The organism is Xanthomonas fragariae (assembly GCF_017603965.1).
Classification (GTDB): domain Bacteria; phylum Pseudomonadota; class Gammaproteobacteria; order Xanthomonadales; family Xanthomonadaceae; genus Xanthomonas; species Xanthomonas fragariae_A.
Genome location: NZ_CP071955.1, coordinates 2,064,244 through 2,080,399 on the forward strand (window position 1 = coordinate 2,064,244; position 16,156 = coordinate 2,080,399).

General features: G+C 62.7%; 16 protein-coding genes and 3 pseudogenes. 6 read left to right on the plus strand and 13 right to left on the minus strand.

The features are described from left to right. Entirely contained in the window at positions 1-825 is an 825-nt protein-coding gene (locus J5I97_RS09645; RefSeq protein ID WP_208586204.1) for an alpha/beta fold hydrolase, read from the plus strand. Positions 826-1,152: 327 nt separating this feature from the next. Here J5I97_RS09645 and J5I97_RS09650 read toward each other — a convergent pair. Continuing rightward, positions 1,153-1,360 (minus strand): annotated as a pseudogene (locus tag J5I97_RS09650) (xapx domain-containing protein). Positions 1,361-1,511: 151 nt separating this feature from the next. Between J5I97_RS09650 and J5I97_RS09655 the strand changes: the two are divergent. The 4 genes and pseudogenes from J5I97_RS09655 to J5I97_RS09670 form a co-directional block, all read left to right on the plus strand. Further along, positions 1,512-2,414 (plus strand): annotated as a pseudogene (locus J5I97_RS09655) (sensor histidine kinase); the annotation flags it as partial. After that, a pseudogene (locus J5I97_RS09660) lies at positions 2,407-2,995 on the plus strand (response regulator transcription factor). The pseudogenes J5I97_RS09655 and J5I97_RS09660, both read left to right, overlap by 8 nt. An 85-nt stretch (positions 2,996-3,080) precedes the next feature. Beyond that, the gene (locus J5I97_RS09665; protein WP_208586206.1) at positions 3,081-4,208 is read left to right on the plus strand and encodes a Cache 3/Cache 2 fusion domain-containing protein; all 1,128 of its coding nucleotides are present in this window, start codon (positions 3,081-3,083) and stop codon (positions 4,206-4,208) included. A 43-nt stretch (positions 4,209-4,251) separates the two neighbouring features. Next, positions 4,252-4,872, plus strand: coding sequence for a hypothetical protein (locus tag J5I97_RS09670; protein WP_208586208.1), 621 nt, complete (start codon positions 4,252-4,254; stop codon positions 4,870-4,872). A 47-nt stretch (positions 4,873-4,919) separates the two neighbouring features. On the opposite strand, the gene J5I97_RS09675 is transcribed toward J5I97_RS09670, so the two are convergent. Genes J5I97_RS09675 through surE form a run of 4 tightly spaced genes read right to left on the minus strand, consistent with a single transcriptional unit; the run spans position 4,920 to position 7,779 of the window. Continuing rightward, positions 4,920-5,696, minus strand: a complete 777-nt coding sequence (locus J5I97_RS09675) for a peptidoglycan DD-metalloendopeptidase family protein (RefSeq protein ID WP_208586209.1) — start codon at positions 5,694-5,696, stop codon at positions 4,920-4,922. Next, a complete protein-coding gene (locus J5I97_RS09680; protein WP_208586211.1) occupies positions 5,693-6,307 on the minus strand; it encodes a YqaA family protein in 615 nt (204 codons plus the stop codon). The genes J5I97_RS09675 and J5I97_RS09680 overlap by 4 nt, the downstream gene beginning before the upstream one ends. A gap of 18 nt (positions 6,308-6,325) precedes the next feature. Continuing rightward, the gene (locus J5I97_RS09685) at positions 6,326-7,003 is read right to left on the minus strand and encodes a protein-L-isoaspartate(D-aspartate) O-methyltransferase (protein ID WP_208586213.1); all 678 of its coding nucleotides are present in this window, start codon (positions 7,001-7,003) and stop codon (positions 6,326-6,328) included. Beyond that, positions 7,000-7,779: a 5'/3'-nucleotidase SurE gene (gene surE / locus J5I97_RS09690; RefSeq protein WP_208586214.1), complete on the minus strand. Its 780-nt coding sequence runs from the start codon at positions 7,777-7,779 to the stop codon at positions 7,000-7,002. Before surE ends, J5I97_RS09685 begins: the two co-directional genes overlap by 4 nt. A gap of 99 nt (positions 7,780-7,878) precedes the next feature. Here surE and J5I97_RS09695 point away from each other — a divergent pair, with 99 nt between their 5' ends. Continuing rightward, positions 7,879-8,424: a Smr/MutS family protein gene (locus tag J5I97_RS09695; RefSeq protein WP_208586215.1), complete on the plus strand. Its 546-nt coding sequence runs from the start codon at positions 7,879-7,881 to the stop codon at positions 8,422-8,424. A 209-nt stretch (positions 8,425-8,633) separates the two neighbouring features. Here the strand turns inward: J5I97_RS09695 and truD are convergent, their stop codons facing one another. The 8 genes from truD to J5I97_RS09735 form a co-directional block, all read right to left on the minus strand. Then, positions 8,634-9,743 carry a tRNA pseudouridine(13) synthase TruD gene (truD, locus tag J5I97_RS09700; protein WP_208586216.1) on the minus strand — a complete coding sequence of 370 codons (1,110 nt, stop codon included), beginning with the start codon at positions 9,741-9,743 and terminating at the stop codon, positions 8,634-8,636. 108 nt (positions 9,744-9,851) lie between these two features. Next, the gene (gene ispF / locus J5I97_RS09705) at positions 9,852-10,343 is read right to left on the minus strand and encodes a 2-C-methyl-D-erythritol 2,4-cyclodiphosphate synthase (protein ID WP_208586217.1); all 492 of its coding nucleotides are present in this window, start codon (positions 10,341-10,343) and stop codon (positions 9,852-9,854) included. A 3-nt stretch (positions 10,344-10,346) separates the two neighbouring features. Then, positions 10,347-11,141 carry a 2-C-methyl-D-erythritol 4-phosphate cytidylyltransferase gene (gene ispD / locus J5I97_RS09710; protein ID WP_208586218.1) on the minus strand — a complete coding sequence of 265 codons (795 nt, stop codon included), beginning with the start codon at positions 11,139-11,141 and terminating at the stop codon, positions 10,347-10,349. Further along, on the minus strand, positions 11,138-11,494 hold the full coding sequence (gene ftsB, locus J5I97_RS09715) for a cell division protein FtsB (protein ID WP_208586219.1): 357 nt from the start codon (positions 11,492-11,494) through the stop codon (positions 11,138-11,140). The genes ispD and ftsB overlap by 4 nt, the downstream gene beginning before the upstream one ends. A gap of 3 nt (positions 11,495-11,497) precedes the next feature. Further along, positions 11,498-12,790, minus strand: a complete 1,293-nt coding sequence (gene eno, locus J5I97_RS09720) for a phosphopyruvate hydratase (RefSeq protein WP_208586220.1) — start codon at positions 12,788-12,790, stop codon at positions 11,498-11,500. Between the two features lie 175 nt (positions 12,791-12,965). Next, complete coding sequence (gene kdsA / locus J5I97_RS09725) at positions 12,966-13,799, minus strand: 3-deoxy-8-phosphooctulonate synthase (RefSeq protein ID WP_208586222.1); 834 nt, start codon at positions 13,797-13,799, stop codon at positions 12,966-12,968. Between the two features lie 247 nt (positions 13,800-14,046). Then, positions 14,047-15,711, minus strand: coding sequence for a CTP synthase (locus tag J5I97_RS09730; protein WP_208586224.1), 1,665 nt, complete (start codon positions 15,709-15,711; stop codon positions 14,047-14,049). Positions 15,712-15,890: 179 nt separating this feature from the next. Further along, positions 15,891-16,130 (minus strand): hypothetical protein, encoded by a 240-nt coding sequence (locus J5I97_RS09735; protein WP_208586226.1) that lies wholly within the window; start codon positions 16,128-16,130, stop codon positions 15,891-15,893. Positions 16,131-16,156 lie beyond the last annotated feature (26 nt).

Below are 16,156 nucleotides of genomic sequence, written 5' to 3' on the forward strand. Positions count from 1 at the left end.
ATGTCCAATTTCGTCACCCGCCCCGATGGCGCCAACATTTTTTACAAGGACTGGGGCAAGGGCCAGCCGGTCGTGTTCTCGCACGGTTGGCCGCTCAGCGCCGATACCTGGGACGTGCAGATGCTGTTTATGGGCCAACACGGCTTCCGCGTGATTGCGCATGACCGTCGCAGCCACGGTCGCTCGTCGCAGACCTGGGACGGCAACGATATGGACACCTATGCCGACGATCTGGCTGCGGTGATCGAGAAACTGGACCTTAAAGACGCGATCCTGGTCGGCCATTCCACCGGTGGAGGTGAAGTGGCGCATTACGTGGGCCGTCATGGCAGCAAGCGGGTGGCCAAGGTGGTGCTGGTCGGGGCGGTGCCGCCGCAGATGGTCAAGAGCCCGACCAATCCGGGCGGCCTGCCGCTGAGCGTGTTCGACGGCATTCGCGATGGCGTGGCCAAGGACCGTTCGCAGTTCTATCACGACCTGACCACAGCATTCTTCGGAGCCAATCGGGATGGCAACACTGTCACCCAGGGCATGCGCCATGCGTTCTGGCTGCAGGGCATGCTCGGCGGTCACAAGGGCCAGTACGACTGCATCAAGCAATTCTCCGAAGTCGACTACACCGCCGACTTGAAGAAGATCGATGTGCCGGCACTGGTGGTGCATGGCGATGACGACCAGATCGTGCCGATCGATGCATCGGGCAAGCTGTCGGCCAAGATCATCAAGAACGCCGAACTGAAGATTTATGCCGGTGCGCCGCATGGCCTGACCGTGACCCACGCCGATCAGTTCAACAAGGATCTGCTGGCGTTCGCCAAGGCCTGATCACGTTGAATGGATAAGAAAAAAGGCCGGCTCCTGGGAGTCGACCTTTTTAGAATCGGCCTTTTTTGCGTGTCGTTGTTGCTGAACAATGCGCGACCTCACTTCGATACGTCGCGGTTGGCCGCTGCTTGCAAGAATGGCTCTCATCAATACAGGTCCCCCACCGTGCTCGGCAATCTGTTGGTGTCTCAATCTGTGCAGCGTGGCGCTGTGCATCAGCGGCTGGTCGCACAGTGCGCAAAACTGAGGTGCACGCATGTATCGCTCAGAGCATGACGACGCTCACCATCGGTGCGCAGTCCGTTGGGTCACCGGTTGACGCAGTCATCAGTCGGCCAGCAAAAACCCGCCAGGCGCCAGCTTGCGTACGGCACGTCGAGCCAGAAAGCAATCGGCCAGCGCATACGCAGGTCATCGCCAGAACCAGCAAGGCGCCGACAAATGCGGTGGGCGCAAGCGACGGGATACCGGCGCCGCGGCGATCGACATCGATCGCCACGCCCAGCGCGAGGCCGGCCATGAATTTCCGGTCCACTGCCATAGCAGATATCCGAATGCGCATGCAGTGCCACCGCGCCGTCGCCGCCGACAAAATGCCGCACTATCGACACGCGCTTGCCTTGATGCAGGGCGCGGATCTGCTCCTGCAATTGACGGTTGTCGCCAGTGACGCGTTCGTGCTGTCGGGCTCTTACCGCTTCCACATTGCCGCTGCTAAGGACGATGGCGTCTGGAACGCGCGCTGCAACCCCCCGGATTTCGTCATCGATGCGGCTTTCGTGCAGACCTGGCAGTTCAAGGCGCGCGGCGCGCTGGCCCTGCTGCTGGCGCTCGGCATCGCCTGGCACATGCGTATGCGTCACGTTGCCGGCAGCTTAAGGGCGCGCCTGGAAGAGCGCTATCGCGAACGCGAACGCATTGCCCGCGGACTGCACGACACTTTGCTGCAGGGCACGCAGGAGCTGATTCTGCGTCTGCACGCCGCCAGCCGCTCGCTTCACCCGGGACGACCCGCGCCGACGTAACTCGAACAAGCAGTGGATCTGGCAGAAAACGTACTCATCGAAGGCGGCGACCGCGTCAATGCGCTGCGCGATAGTCGATCCCTGCACGAAGACATGGACGCCGCCGTGCAGCGCGCACGTAACGCGGCAATGCCGCCGCCAACGGCCGAACTGCAAGTCTTCGTCGATGGCCCGCCCATGCGTTTACGTCCATTGGTTGGTTATCGACGAACTGTTGCAGCTCGGCCAAGAAGCGCTGTCCACTGCCGACCGCCACGCCAACCCCGCGAGTATCGGGCTGGAACTGCGTTACGGTTCACGTGACTTCGTGCTGCGCATTCGCGACGATAGCTGCGGTCTCGCCCCGGACATGCTGCACGGACACGCCCGCACCGGGCACTGAGGACTGACCGACATGCAGGAACGCGCTCCCAACGCATCGGCGCCAAGATGCAACTTTGGTCGTGCCCGGGCAGCAGTACCGAAATCCAGATCGCGTTACCTGCAGGTACTGCCTATGAACCACCACCGCGTTGGTGGCGGCCATTGCAAAAAGCGACATCCACGGAGAGCTCCAATGGCTGAGATGGTCCGACCAACCGACGTGCTGGCGGTACACGATCATCCGCTGCTGCGCGATGGGCTCAACGCGATGCTCGCTAACGAACACGATATGCGTGTCGTCGGCGAGGCTGAAGACGGCGAGCGGCCTTGGCCTGCTTCACCAGCCTGCGCCCGGAAGTGGTGCTGATGGATCTGCAGATGCCGCACGTGGATGGCGTCGAAGCGATCCAGCGCATCCGCCGCCTCGATCCGGCCGCCAAGGTCATCTTACTGAACACCTATACCGGCGACGTGCGTGCAGCTCGCGCGCTGCAGGACGGCGCCGGCATGTCCTGGCATCGGTGGCCGAAAATATCGCCGCACATGTGCTCGACGATGCGCGCTCCACACGCGAGACCGAAGTGCTGAGCCTGGTCGCCATCGGCTGCTCCAACAAGCAGATCGGCAGCGCGTTGACGATCTCCGCAGAAACCGTCAAGGCGCGTATCAAAAACATCCTGTGCAAGCTAGGCGTGCGCGATCGCACCCATGCGGTGACGGCTTACGCTTGTTATCGTCTGCACCGCCAAGCGGCACAGGGGCCGCTTCAGTATCTTGTGTGACCGCCGATAAATGCTGCGTCCGATGGCAGCATTGCGCTGCGGCGGCACTCGACTCAATCATTTAAACGCTTTCGGGGAAATTGCGATGCTTCGTCACTCTTTGCGGATGCGCCTGCTGCTGCCGGTGCTGGCCTTGGTGCTGGTCGTGGTGATGGCACTGACGGCCATTCTGGCCATTACCGAAGCGAACCGAGTCAAGTTCGAGGCCAGCGGCCTTATTGAGCGCCAGTCGGCGTCCTTGCAGACCTTGTTTGCGGTCACCCGCTCGATGATGCTCGACCGCGTCAATTCATCCATGCGCCAGCTGCGCAAGGAAGCTAGCGCACAGGGCATGGCAAGCGTCGGCAACCAGGTGCGCGTCGCCGACCGCTACGCCAACGACCTCTTGCTGGGCCAGAAAGCACAGGCCAACGTGTTCGGCATGCTCGACGACATCACTGCCATACATGAAGGCACCGCCACGCTGTTCTCGCTCACCGGCGACGATTTCGTGGGCATCTCCACCAACGTCAAGAAGGATGACGGCAGCCGCGCCATCGGCATCGTGCTTGATCCGAACGGCCAAGCCGCCGCCAAGCTGCGCAACGGCGAAAGCTTCTACGGCGTGGTCGACATCCTCGGCAACCCGTACGTTAGCGGCTACGAGCCTATCTTCGCCGGCAACGACAAGCGCGTCATCGGTGCTTGGTACGTCAGCTACAAGGCCGACACGCAGCCGCTGGCGAACGTGGTCAGCAGCCGTCGCGTGCTCGACTCCGGCTTCATCGCCGTGTTCGACAACAAGAACAAGCTGCGCTTCCAGTCGACCACCGGTGCCACAACCGACGCCGCCACTATCGAGCGGATCGTCAAGGAAAGTCCCGACGACTGGGTCGTGATCAAGCAGGAAGTGCCCGATTGGGGCTTCACCCTGGTCTCTGCGTATCCCAAGAGCGATGTCAATGGCGTGATCGTGCGCCAGTCGCTGTGGATCGCCGGCATCGGCTTGCTGGTCTGCGCCTTGCTGCTCGGCCTGCAGTGGGCGTTGATCTGGAACCGCGTGTTGCGCCCGATCCAGCACTTGACCACCGTGGCCGAAGAACTAAGCCTGGGCAAATGGAACCACACCATCGCCGAGGTCGATCTCAAAGATGAAATCGGTACTTTGGCACGCGCTATCTCTCGCCTGTCCAACAGCGTCCGGTTAGCCATGGAGCGCCTCAGCAAACGCTGAGTCGCTATCCCCATTCCGCACTAGATGATGCAAGGAAGATGCTATGTCCACTGAATTCCGTCCGCTGATCGACATCCTGCGCGAGCTCAACGCGCTGGCATTGAAGAAGGCGTCCGGCTTTCTGTTCATCGTCACCGAGGAGAACCATTCCTGCATCGTCCGCATTAACGCCGGGCAGATCGAAGAAGTGGTGTTTCGCATGCTGCGCAACGATGAGGCGGTGCAACGCCTCACTATGGTCAATGCTGCAAAGGCCCGCTTTCAGGTCGATCCCGGCGCCGGCATGGGCAAGCCTTCGCTGCTGAGCGATGACTCGCGTCAGTGGCTGATGGGCGGTTTCGAACAGGATCTGGGCGGCGCTTCGGCCGCGCGGCGTGCACCGATCGGGCCAGTATTGGCAGCAGCAGTGCGTGTCGAGGCACCGAGCGCAGCGCTTGCATCCGCTGGCGGTGGATCTGCACCCGACGAACGCGTGCGCGAGGGATTGGAAAAAGTTGCCCTAAACTATCTCGGTCCGATCGCCGGCATGCTCTGCGACGAAGCGTGGGAAGCATCGAGCGATATCGAACAGGTGCTCAATCAGCTTGGCGCCAACCTCTCCACCCCGCAGGAAACCCAGCGTTTCATGGCCGATGCCCGTGTAGCGCTGGGCAAGGTGCATTGAGGCGCGTCTTCAAAGCAGTCACATCTCAGCCGCGCATTGCGCGACTTTTATTTCTTCGGCAGATACAGCAACGGGTCGACCGGCTTGCCGTTGTAGCGAATTTCGAAGTGGAGCATGTCGCGGGCAGCGCCGCTGCGCCCCATTTCGGCAATCTGCTGGCCGGCCTTCACGCTCTGACCTTCGTTGAGCAAGCGTTTGCGGTTGTGCCCATAGGCAGACAGCCACTGGTCGTTGTGCTTGATGATGATCAACTCGCCATAGCCGACCAAGCCAGCGCCCGAATACACGACGACACCATCGGCGGCGGCACGCACCGCCTGTCCGCTGGCACCTGCAATGTCTACGCCCTGCTTGGTGGTCTCGCCGGTCACGAAGGTCCCGACCACCACGCCTTCGGCCGGCCAACGCCACGGAAATCCGCTACCGACCGGTGCGACGATCGGTGCGGCCGGACGCGACGAAACCACCGTGCCGGCGATCGGCACGCTGGCGCCCGGCTTACTGGCTCCAGGCGGATAGAGCTTGAGGGTCTGGCCCGGATAGATCGTGTTCGGCGACGCCAGGCCGTTCCAGGCGGCCAGATCCGGTGCGGTGATATTGGTTCGGCGCGATATCGCATACAGGGTGTCGCCACGCTGGACGGTGACAGTCGCACCTGGGCGCGACACCGACGGTCGCGGCGCTACTGCCGGACGCGAAGACGACGAACCTCCACTTGCGCCAGGCGAACGCACTAACGTGGCGCTGCTGCAGGCGGTCAGCCCAATTACCACCGCGAGCACGACTGCAGTCTTGCCTACCGAATTTATCTGGATCTTGCTCATCCGTTCATCGTCTTCCACACCAACCAACCCGCACCCGCCGCCAATACGGCCATCGCAACCCAGCCCAATGGCTCAATCCATCGATGCAATGCCGCTTCGGCACGCGCGCCGCCCAGGCGGATCGCGCTTGCCACCAGATACACGCGCTTGCCGCGCCCGACCAGCATGCCGGCGATAAACGGCAGGATCGGCACACCGACCACACCGGAGGCCCAGGTAAAGATTTTCAGCGGGATCGGGGTAAAACCCACCAGTACCAGAGTCCAGAACGCCTTCCACGGCGATTCGGCCACCAGCGCGCGCAACGTCTCTATTTGCGCATGAATCTTCAAGCTCCAGCCCAGCCATTCGATCAGCGGCTGCAACGCGGCGAAAGCAAAGTGGCCCAGCAGGTAGCCGACCAGAGCGCCACACAGCGAGCCCATCAGGCTCAAGGTGGCAAACCACAACGAACGCTTGGGTTCGGCAAGCGACATCGGCGCAAGCATCACTTCCGGCGGCACCGGAAAGATGAAGCCTTCCACGAAGCTGAGGCCGGTCAGCAGCGCTGGTGCGCGGCGATGGCGGGACCAACGAATGGCCACGTCGTACAACGGCCCGAATATCTTCATCGAGGAACTCTCATGGATTCAATCCAGCATGCCCGACAACAGCGGGACGAACGTGACCGGCGCCAGAACCTGTTGTTCGATCGCACCATCGGCACCGCGCGTAAGTTGCACCAGCGACTGCGAGGAGGCACCACCGACCGGAGCAACTAGACGCCCGCCGACAGCCAATTGATCGACCAAGGCATCGACCAGCGCAGGCGCAGCAGCCGTGACCACGATGGCGTCGTAAGGGCCGTACTCGGGCCAGCCGATGCGGCCATCATCATGCTTGCTGCGCACATTCATGCCCAGATGCCGGAAGCGCTTGCGCGCCTGCCGCAGCAGATCGCCGATGCGCTCGACGGTGTACACCTCCAGGCCCAGCGCGGCAAGAATCGCGCCCTGATAGCCGGAGCCGGTGCCCACTTCGAGCACTTTTGTCGGTGTGACCCGCAGCACCGCTTCGGTCATGCGTGCGACCACCCAAGGTTGGGAGATGGTCTGGCCGTGACCGATCGGCAGCGCAGTGTCTTCGTATGCGCGCGAAGCCAGCGCTTCCTCGATGAACAAATGACGCGGCACGGTGCGCATCGCGTTGAGCGTGGCTTCGTTCTGGATGCCGGCCTCACGCAGGCGCTCGACCAGACGGTCGCGCACACGTTGCGAGGTCATACCGATCCCGACCGATTCCGGTTGCAGGCGCAGCCTCGGCGTCATGCCGATGCGTCCAATGCAGCGGTCAACCCGCCAACCCAGCCAGCCACGGTCTCTAGCGCTTGGTAGCGGGTGAGATCGACGTGGATCGGGGTGATCGAGATATGCCCGGTACGCACGGCATGGAAGTCGGTGCCGGCGCCGGCGTCCTGCTCTGGTCCGGCCGGGCCGATCCAGTACACGGTGCGGCCGCGCGGATCGCGTTGCGGCACGCATGGCTCGGAACGGTGGCGATTGCCGAGCCGGGTGACTTCGAAACCGAGCACATCCGACCAGGCCAGGTCCGGCACATTGACGTTGAGGATGGTGTCGGCAGGCAACGGGTCGTTCTTCAAGCGCGCCACGATCTCCACTGCCGCGCGCGCGGCGGTGTCGTAGTGATGCGCTTGGTGGTTGTGCGTCACCAACGAGACCGCCACCGCCGGCAGCCCAAGGAAGCGCCCCTCCATCGCGGCAGATACGGTGCCCGAATAGATCACGTCGTCGCCAAGATTAGCCGAGTTATTGATGCCGGAGACCACGATGTCCGGATCGTCATCCAGCATGCCGGTCAGTGCCAGATGCACGCAGTCGGTGGGTGTACCGGCAACCGCGCAGGTCTGCGCGTCGATGCGGCGGGTGCGGATCGGCACATCCAACGTCAGCGAATTGCTGGCGCCGGAGCGGTCGCGGTCTGGGGCGACCACCATCACTTCATGACCGGCATGGCGCAGCGCCTCGGCCAATATCTGGATGCCGGGGGCGTCGACACCGTCATCATTGCTAACCAGTACGCGCATGAGACTCCTCGGAAAACCGACCCATGATACCGGATGCGTTCGCGCCCTTCGCGCTTGATCTTCGCTTGCACCTGAGGTCCGTCACGTTACGCTGTGCGCATGTCGCATCCTAAAGACGAAGACGAAGACGACGGCGCGCTGTTCCGCGCAGCGATCGGCGCTGTCAAGCCGATGCGTGAAGTCGCACCACCGGCCAATGTCAAACCGCGCCCCAAGCCCCGCGCGCGTATGGCTGAGCGCGACGATGCCGAGGCGCACACCGAATTCGCCCGTTCGCTACGCGACAGCGCGCCGCTGGAAGCGGGCGATACCGCCAGCTATCGGCGCGATAATCTCCCCACCCGATTGTTTCAGCGGCTCAAGCGCGGGCAGTTTTCGATCCAGGACGAGTTGGATCTGCATGGCGCCACTGCAGCGCAGGCCGAGCCCTTACTGCGGCAGTTCCTGCTCGAGGCGCACGCGCACGAACATGGCTGCGTGCGCATCATCCATGGCAAGGGCTTGCAGTCCGACAACGGCGCGCCGGTGCTGAAGAATCTGATGGACCGGCTGCTGCGCCAGCGCAACGATGTGCTGGCGTTTCATTCGGCGCCGCCGACACAGGGTGGGACCGGTGCGTTGTTGGTGTTGCTGGCACGGCGATAAGCCGATTGCGCGACAAAGATCTGGGGTCGCAGGGACGCGTTTGCGCCAGGTGAGACGTATCGGGGATGCCTATCGCAGCCAAGGCGCCCCTGCGCGTGGCGGCGCTTTATCGGTAACGCTCATCGCGGCCAAGCCCGCTACTACTGCCCCGCGTACCTTGAGGATCGTCGCTCGCGTCACGCTGTGCGGCCAACAGCGGACCTACCACTTCACTCTTCAGAGCGCATGTTGGCGTTGAAGCGACCTGTGTCGCTGACCTCGCCCAATTCCCACAAAACTGCGGTGGCGTAACAGCCTGGCGGCAGCGAAAATTCGATTTGCAAGCTCTGCGCGTCGAGCCAGCAGTAGTCCATGCATTGCGGACGCAAGCGCAATGCGCGGCGTTCGTGCTTCAGTCCAGCCGCTTCCAGGCCTTGCCGCAATGCCTCGGATTGTGGATTGGCCAAAGCACCCTGCTCCACCGCTGCAGCCTGATCGGTCGAACGCATTTCGCCGGCACCCCACAACGGGCCACTGGGATGAATATCGAAGCGCGCCAGACGCTCTGCCAGCGCCTCGCTCCACGGCTCCGGGCCGAACACACTACGTGAGCCATCCAGCATCCACACTTCACCCTCTAGGGCAGCGTCCCAACTGCCCTGCTCCACACGTGCGCTGAGCACGCGATTGAATAACGACGAGCGCGCTGCCGACAGCAACATCGACCGTTGATCGTTCCGTAACCGCCGCTTCGATGCCGGCGCCGCAGCAAACGTTCCATCGGCATTCTGCACATAGCCGAACATCGCCAGCGCGGAAGCCACATTGGCGCCGTCGCGGCCGAAACGTTGTTCGCCGAACCAGTTGGGAATGCCACGCGCGGCGATCGCTTGCAGCCGTTGTTCGATCGCAGCGTGTTCGCCCTGCACTTGACGCAAGGTAAGTACGAAACGATTTCCATGCAGCGCACCGCGTTGCAGCTTGCGGTTGTGCCAGGTGCGGTCGACCACCTGCATCTCGGCATCATCGAGCGTAGCGATGTCCGGTGCAATGCGCTTGGGCAGATGCACGCTAAAACGCTGCGTGGTCATCGCATGGCGATCCTTCAAGCCCGCATAACTCACACCCATCTCTGCAATGCCGGCCCACTGAGCGAGTTTCCTGGCGATATACGCGGTGTTCTGGCCACGCTTGCGCACGGTCAGCAGTAAGTGCTCGCCTTCGCCCGACGCCTCGAATGCCGGCAGCTCGTCGACTTGAAAGTCTTCCGGCGTGCTGCGCATTGCCGCGCTGAGTACCGCAGCGCCATGCGCGCGTGGCAGGAAGGAAGTATCGGTCATGGTGTTGTTCGCCTTCGCGCCTGTGTGTCGCGCGCTGTGTGCCGAATCTTTCGGCGCGGTGATGTCGTGTCGCAACGCCGGCAGTGCTCCGGCGTGGATCGCTGCGGTTTACGCAGCGATCTTGCCCAGCAACACCGCCGCCTGTGCGGCGATGCCTTCGCTGCGACCGGTAAAGCCCAACTTTTCGCTCGTGGTGGCCTTGACGCTGACCGCGTCGAGCTCGATCGCCAGCAGAGCAGCAATCCGTTCGCGCATGGCCAAGGCATGCGGGCCGACCTTGGGCCGCTCGCAGACCACGGTGATGTCGGCATTGCCGACGCGCCAGCCACGCTCGCGTAGCAAGAAATCGCAGTGCTGCAGAAACTGCGTGCTATCGGCATCCTTCCAACGCTCGTCGGAGGGCGGAAAGTGCTGACCGATATCGCCCAGCGCCAACGCGCCCAGCAGCGCATCGCACAGCGCATGCAGGACCACGTCGCCATCGCTATGCGCGAGCACACCATGGCTATGGGCTACGCGCACACCGCCCAGCATCACATGGTCGCCGGGACCGAACGCATGCACGTCGTAGCCTTGGCCAATTCGAAAATCGAAAGACATGGATCAGACCTGTTCGGGACCGGGGACCGGGGAGCGGAGACCGGAGAAAGCGGAGGCCGAACTCTGCGGAGTGGCTTGCACCCAATCCCCGGCCCCCGGTCCCCGATCCCGATTCGCCAGTTCGAATTCGAAGCGTGCCAGATCCACTGGTGTGGTTACCTTGAAGTTGTCCTCGGCACCTTCCACCAGCAATGGGCGCAATCCCAGCCGCTCCATCGCCATCGCCTCATCAGTGACGTCCACACTCGCGACCGAGGCCTCGGTGAGGCCACGAATCAATTGATGGCGACGAAACAGTTGCGGGGTCAACGCGCGCCACAGGCGTTCGCGCGGCTCGGTGGCATCGATTCCGCCATCGTCGCCGGCACGCTTGAGCGTATCGCGCACCGGTGCGGCCAAAATGGCGCCGACCGGGTCGCCGCGACCGATTTCCAGCAGTCGGTCCAGATCGGCCGATGCCAAATTCGGACGCGCCGCATCGTGCACCAGCACAAAGTCGTCGGCACGCACACTGTCAGGCAAGGCCAGCAATCCAGCCAATACCGACGCGGCACGCGTCACTCCTCCCACACAAGTCAGCACCGGTTTGGACTGTACCGCCGTCCAGCCCGGCCAGTCGGCATCGTCGGGCGCGATCGCCACCACAATGCCGGCCACCGCCGGATGCGCTGCCAGAGCCGCCAGCGTGTAGGCGATCAATGGCTGGCCGGCGACAGGCAGATATTGTTTGGGAATCCGCCCACCAAAGCGCGTGCCGCGCCCGGCGGCCGGCACGATCGCCCAGATCGAACCGGTCATGGCTTTTCCGCCTGAGCAGCAGATGCGGTTGGCTCGGCCGACGGTGCGGCCACTGCGGGCGGCAGCGGCGGTGCATCCTCGACCACCCGATAAAACGTCTCGCCCGGCTTGATCATGCCCAGCTCGCTACGTGCGCGTTCCTCGATTGCCGCCTCGCCGTCTTTCAAATCCTTCACCTCTGCCGCCAACGCCTGGTTGCGTTGGCGCAGACCTTCGTTGTCCTGTGTCTGATGCGCGACCTGGGATTCCAGCATCATGACTTCACCGGAATTCCCAGGCCCGAACCAGAAGCGGTACTGCAGCCAGGCCAGCAGAACCGCCAGCACCAGCAGTAGCCAGCGCCAGTTGCGCACGGCTTATCGCTTGATCGAAACGAACGCGTCGCGACCGGCGTAACGCGCGCTAGACCCCAGCGCCTGCTCGATGCGCAGCAACTGGTTGTACTTGGCGACACGATCGCTACGGCACAGCGAACCGGTCTTGATCTGCGTGGCGGTGGTGGCCACGGCGATGTCGGCGATGGTGGTATCTTCGGTTTCGCCGGAACGGTGCGAGACGATCGAAGCATAATTAGCCGCATGCGCCATCGCGATGGCTTCCAGCGTTTCGGTCAGCGTGCCAATCTGGTTGACCTTGATCAGGATCGCGTTGGCGGTGCCAGACTCGATGCCCTGCTTGAAGATCTTCGGGTTGGTGACGAACAGATCGTCTCCGACCAGCTGCACCTTCTTGCCGACGCGGTCGGTCAGCAGCTTCCAGCCCGCCCAGTCGTCCTCGGCCAAGCCATCTTCGATACTGATGATCGGATACTGCGCCACCCAGTCAGCCAGGAAATCGACAAACTGCTCGCTGGTCAGACGCTTGTTCTCGCCAACCAGATTGTACTTGCCGTTGTCATAGAACTCACTGGAGGCCACGTCCAGACCCAGCAGCACGTCTTCGCCCGCGGTGTAGCCGGCCTTGCCGATCGCTTCGAGAATGCTGTCCAACGCTTCGACATTGCTGCGGAAATCCGGCGCAAAGCCGCCTTCATCGCCCACTGCCGTGCTCAGGCCGTGGCCCTTGAGCACCGACTTGAGCGAATGGAAGATCTCGGTGCCGGCACGCAGCGCTTCGGAGAACGAGCTGCAACCCACCGGCAGCACCATGAACTCCTGGAAGTCGACGTTGTTGTCGGCATGCGCACCACCGTTGATGATATTCATCATCGGAACCGGCAACGCCACATCGGATTCGGTGATGGTAGACAGGTACTGCCACAGCGGCTGTTTGCGCGAGGCGGCCACGGCATGCGCGGTGGCCAGCGAAACACCCAGCAGGGCATTGGCGCCCAGGCGACCTTTGTTCTCGGTGCCATCCAGATCGATCAGGCGACGGTCCAGACCCTGCTGGTCGGCCGCATCGAAGCCCTTCAGCGTCTCGGCGATGGTGCCGTTGACATTGTCCACTGCGTGGCGCACGCCTTTGCCCAGGTAGCGGGTCTTGTCACCATCGCGCAGCTCCACTGCTTCCTTGGTGCCGGTCGAGGCACCCGATGGCACGGCAGCGCGGCCAAACGAGCCGTCGTCCAGCGTGACTTCGGCCTCCAGCGTGGGATTGCCGCGGGAGTCGAGGATTTCGCGGGCGAGGATCTTGGCGATAGTGGTCATAGGTGGATCGGTTACCAGTAAGGGGGAAGTAAACCGGAAACAAGCTGCCGGATTATCACCGCAAGACTACGGCTTGCCAAATGGCGTGACTGTGCGGCGACCTTCGTGGCTGCAGCCGTGGAGAGTTGCAGAGCGCATAACGCACAGCAGACTTCACCGCCTGCTACGGATGCCATCAGACGCTTTGTTCGAGAAAACCGCTGCGCTTGGTGATGGTGTCCAGTGCAAGCAGCGTTTCAAGCAAGGCTTCCATCTTGTCCAGCGGCCAGGCATTGGGGCCATCGGACAGCGCTTTGGACGGATCCGGATGGGTTTCCGCAAATAGACCGGAAATGCCCACCGCAACAGCAGCGCGCGCCAACACCGGCACGAACTCGCGCTGGCCACCGGAACTGCTGCCCTGCCCGCCCGGCAACTGCACCGAATGGGTGGCATCGAACACGACCGGGCAACCGGTGTCGCGCATGACGCTCAGCGAGCGCATATCGCTGACCAGATTGTTGTAGCCAAACGAAGCGCCACGCTCGCAGACCATGATCTGCTCGTTGCCGGTCGACTTGGCCTTGTCCACCACCGGCTTCATGTCCCACGGCGCCAGGAACTGGCCCTTCTTGATGTTCACCGGTTTGCCGGCAGCGCAGACGTTCTTGATGAAGTCGGTCTGGCGCACCAGAAAGGCCGGGGTCTGCAGTACGTCGACGACGGCGGCAACTTCGTTCATCGGGGTGTACTCGTGCACGTCGGTGAGAACCGGCACGCCGATCTGCTTCTTCACCGCATCCAGCACCTTCAAACCTTCTTCGAGGCCAGGGCCCCGGAAGCTGGTGCCGGAGGTGCGATTGGCCTTGTCGAAGCTCGACTTGAAGATGAAGTTGATCCCCAACTTGCCGGTGATTTCCTTGAGCTTGCCAGCCACCTCGAGCTGCAACTGCATCGACTCGATCACGCAGGGTCCGGCAATCAGGAACAACGGCTGATCCAGGCCAACTTCGAAGTCACAGAGTTTCATCAGGTCACCTATTTGAAGTATGCCCCTCCGCCCTCGGAACATTGTCCCCTTTAAGGCGAGAGGTGTCGGGTGAGGTTACGGTTGCGAAGCGCTTGAGAGGAGCCCGATGGTTTTGCTTTGGATGCCGCGTGGCAGCGCGTTCGGCATGACTACCATCCTTCAACGTGCTGCGGCGGCCGTTATCCGCACCTTCGAGACACCTTCTCCCCAGGAAGGGAAGCCAGGTCACGGCGGAAAAAGGCAACGCTCACGCACGCGCTTCCTTCAACAACTTGCCGCCCGCCTTTTTCTCGCGCGCGGCGCGCACGAAGCCGATGAACAGCGGGTGCCCGTCGCGTGGCGTAGACAGGAATTCCGGATGCGCCTGACAGGCCAGGAACCACGGGTGCGCTTGGCGCGGCAGTTCCACTACTTCCACCAGTGTGTCGTCCATCGACTTGCCGGAGATCACCAGACCAGCATCTTCCAGCTGGGTGCGGTAGCGGTTGTTGAACTCGTAGCGATGACGGTGACGCTCTGCCACCACGTCCTTGCCGTACAACTCGCGCGCCAGCGTGCCCGGCTTCAGACGCTGCTCCTGCAGACCCAAGCGCATCGTGCCCCCTAGATCGGACTTCTCGTCGCGCTTTTCGACTTCGCCGGTGGCGGTGCGCCACTCGGTGATCAGACCGATCACCGGATGCGGTGACTGGCGATCGTTCTCGGTGCTGTTGGCCGCGTCCAGGTCGGCGACGTGGCGGGCATAGTCCACCACTGCGGCCTGCATGCCGTAACAGATGCCGAAGTAAGGAACCGTGTGCTCACGTGCGTATCTGGAGGTCTGCACCTTGCCTTCGAAGCCGCGATCGCCGAAGCCGCCGGGCACCAGAATGCCGTCGACGTCCTGCAGCGCCTCCATGTCGCTGCCCTCCAGGTCCTGCGCTTCCAGCCACTTCAAATTGACCTTGGTGCGCTGACGCAGGCCGCCGTGACGGAGCGCTTCGGCCACTGACTTGTAGGCGTCCTGGTGATCGACGTACTTGCCGACCACCGCAATGGTGACTTCGTCCAGCGGATGCTTGACCGCATCCACCACCGCCGCCCACTCGGATAGGTCAGCCGCAGCCACCTTGTCGCGCAGCTTGAACTGATCGATGACCAGTTCGTCCAGACCCTGGCGACGCAATTCCAGCGGCATGCCGTAAAGCACGTCGATATCCGGGCAACTGATCACCGCGCGCTCGGAGACGTTGGTAAACAAAGCGATCTTGCGACGCTCCGAGTCCGGTACCGTTTGCTCGGAACGGCACAGCAGCACGTCCGGCTGGATACCGATCGAGCGCAGTTCCTTGACCGAATGCTGGGTCGGTTTGGTCTTCAACTCGCCGGCCGCAGCGATGTACGGCACCAGCGTAAGGTGCATGAACATGGCTTTTTCGGCGCCGCGCTCGGTGCGCACCTGGCGGATCGCTTCCAGGAAAGGCAGCGACTCGATATCGCCCACGGTGCCGCCGATCTCGATCAAAGCGACATCGAAACCAGCGGTAGCCTCGTCGATGCAACGACGGATCTCATCGGTGATATGCGGAATCACCTGCACGGTGGCGCCCAGATAGTCGCCGCGACGCTCCTTGCGGATTACGTTCTCGTAGATTCGGCCGGTGGTGACGGAGTTTTTACGCGACAGCCGCGTGCGCACGTAGCGCTCGTAGTGGCCCAGGTCCAGATCGGTTTCGGCACCGTCGTCGGTGACGTACACCTCGCCATGCTGGAACGGGCTCATCGTGCCCGGGTCCACGTTTATGTACGGGTCCAGCTTCATCATCGTGACCTTGAGACCACGCGCTTCCAGAATGGAGGCAAGCGAAGCGGCGGCAATGCCCTTGCCTAACGAGGACACTACGCCGCCGGTAACAAAAATCAGGGGGGTCATGGGGCTTGAAGCCTCCCGGAAAGCCATAGTTTAGCGGGTGCCGGACGAATGCCCAAGGGTTGTGTGAGGACGAGGTCATCCCACAGTGAACAACGCCAGCCAGCGTTGCAGGCCGCAAACGCAGACGCCCCGGCCAAAGCCGGGGCGTCTGCGTGACGATTGCCCGAGGCGCAGCGTCATCAGCGCGTCGGCTTCTCTTCTTCTTCCTCGCGCGGAGCGAAGTCGCCCTTCGGCTTCTGCGCAGCGGCGGCGGCGCGGCGCTCGGCCTTGCGCTCGGCTTCGGTCTTGGCTTTTGCGTCGTCGGCCTTCTGCGCGATGGCGCCCTGCCCGGTCTGCTGCGGGGCCGCCTGGGCCAGGGCAGGAAGCGCGGCCACTGCGGCCGCACCCAGGGTGAGCATCAGGATGTGCTTGAACTTCATGGTGTCCTCCAATTTCGGTTACATCC

Excerpts from the sequence above, each read along its gene's own strand:
- ispF (WP_208586217.1), bottom strand. The coding sequence starts at position 10,343 with ATGTCTTTCGATTTTCGAATTGGCCAAGGCTACGACGTGCATGCGTTC.
- ispD (WP_208586218.1), bottom strand. The coding sequence starts at position 11,141 with ATGACCGGTTCGATCTGGGCGATCGTGCCGGCCGCCGGGCGCGGCACG.
- J5I97_RS09645 (WP_208586204.1), top strand. The coding sequence starts at position 1 with ATGTCCAATTTCGTCACCCGCCCCGATGGCGCCAACATTTTTTACAAG.
- J5I97_RS09675 (WP_208586209.1), bottom strand. The coding sequence starts at position 5,696 with ATGAGCAAGATCCAGATAAATTCGGTAGGCAAGACTGCAGTCGTGCTC.
- eno (WP_208586220.1), bottom strand. The coding sequence starts at position 12,790 with ATGACCACTATCGCCAAGATCCTCGCCCGCGAAATCCTCGACTCCCGC.
- truD (WP_208586216.1), bottom strand. The coding sequence starts at position 9,743 with ATGACCGATACTTCCTTCCTGCCACGCGCGCATGGCGCTGCGGTACTC.
- kdsA (WP_208586222.1), bottom strand. The coding sequence starts at position 13,799 with ATGAAACTCTGTGACTTCGAAGTTGGCCTGGATCAGCCGTTGTTCCTG.
- J5I97_RS09680 (WP_208586211.1), bottom strand. The coding sequence starts at position 6,307 with ATGAAGATATTCGGGCCGTTGTACGACGTGGCCATTCGTTGGTCCCGC.
- J5I97_RS09670 (WP_208586208.1), top strand. The coding sequence starts at position 4,252 with ATGTCCACTGAATTCCGTCCGCTGATCGACATCCTGCGCGAGCTCAAC.
- J5I97_RS09730 (WP_208586224.1), bottom strand. The coding sequence starts at position 15,711 with ATGACCCCCCTGATTTTTGTTACCGGCGGCGTAGTGTCCTCGTTAGGC.
- J5I97_RS09735 (WP_208586226.1), bottom strand. The coding sequence starts at position 16,130 with ATGAAGTTCAAGCACATCCTGATGCTCACCCTGGGTGCGGCCGCAGTG.
- J5I97_RS09685 (WP_208586213.1), bottom strand. The coding sequence starts at position 7,003 with ATGACGCCGAGGCTGCGCCTGCAACCGGAATCGGTCGGGATCGGTATG.
- J5I97_RS09665 (WP_208586206.1), top strand. The coding sequence starts at position 3,081 with ATGCTTCGTCACTCTTTGCGGATGCGCCTGCTGCTGCCGGTGCTGGCC.
- J5I97_RS09695 (WP_208586215.1), top strand. The coding sequence starts at position 7,879 with ATGTCGCATCCTAAAGACGAAGACGAAGACGACGGCGCGCTGTTCCGC.
- surE (WP_208586214.1), bottom strand. The coding sequence starts at position 7,779 with ATGCGCGTACTGGTTAGCAATGATGACGGTGTCGACGCCCCCGGCATC.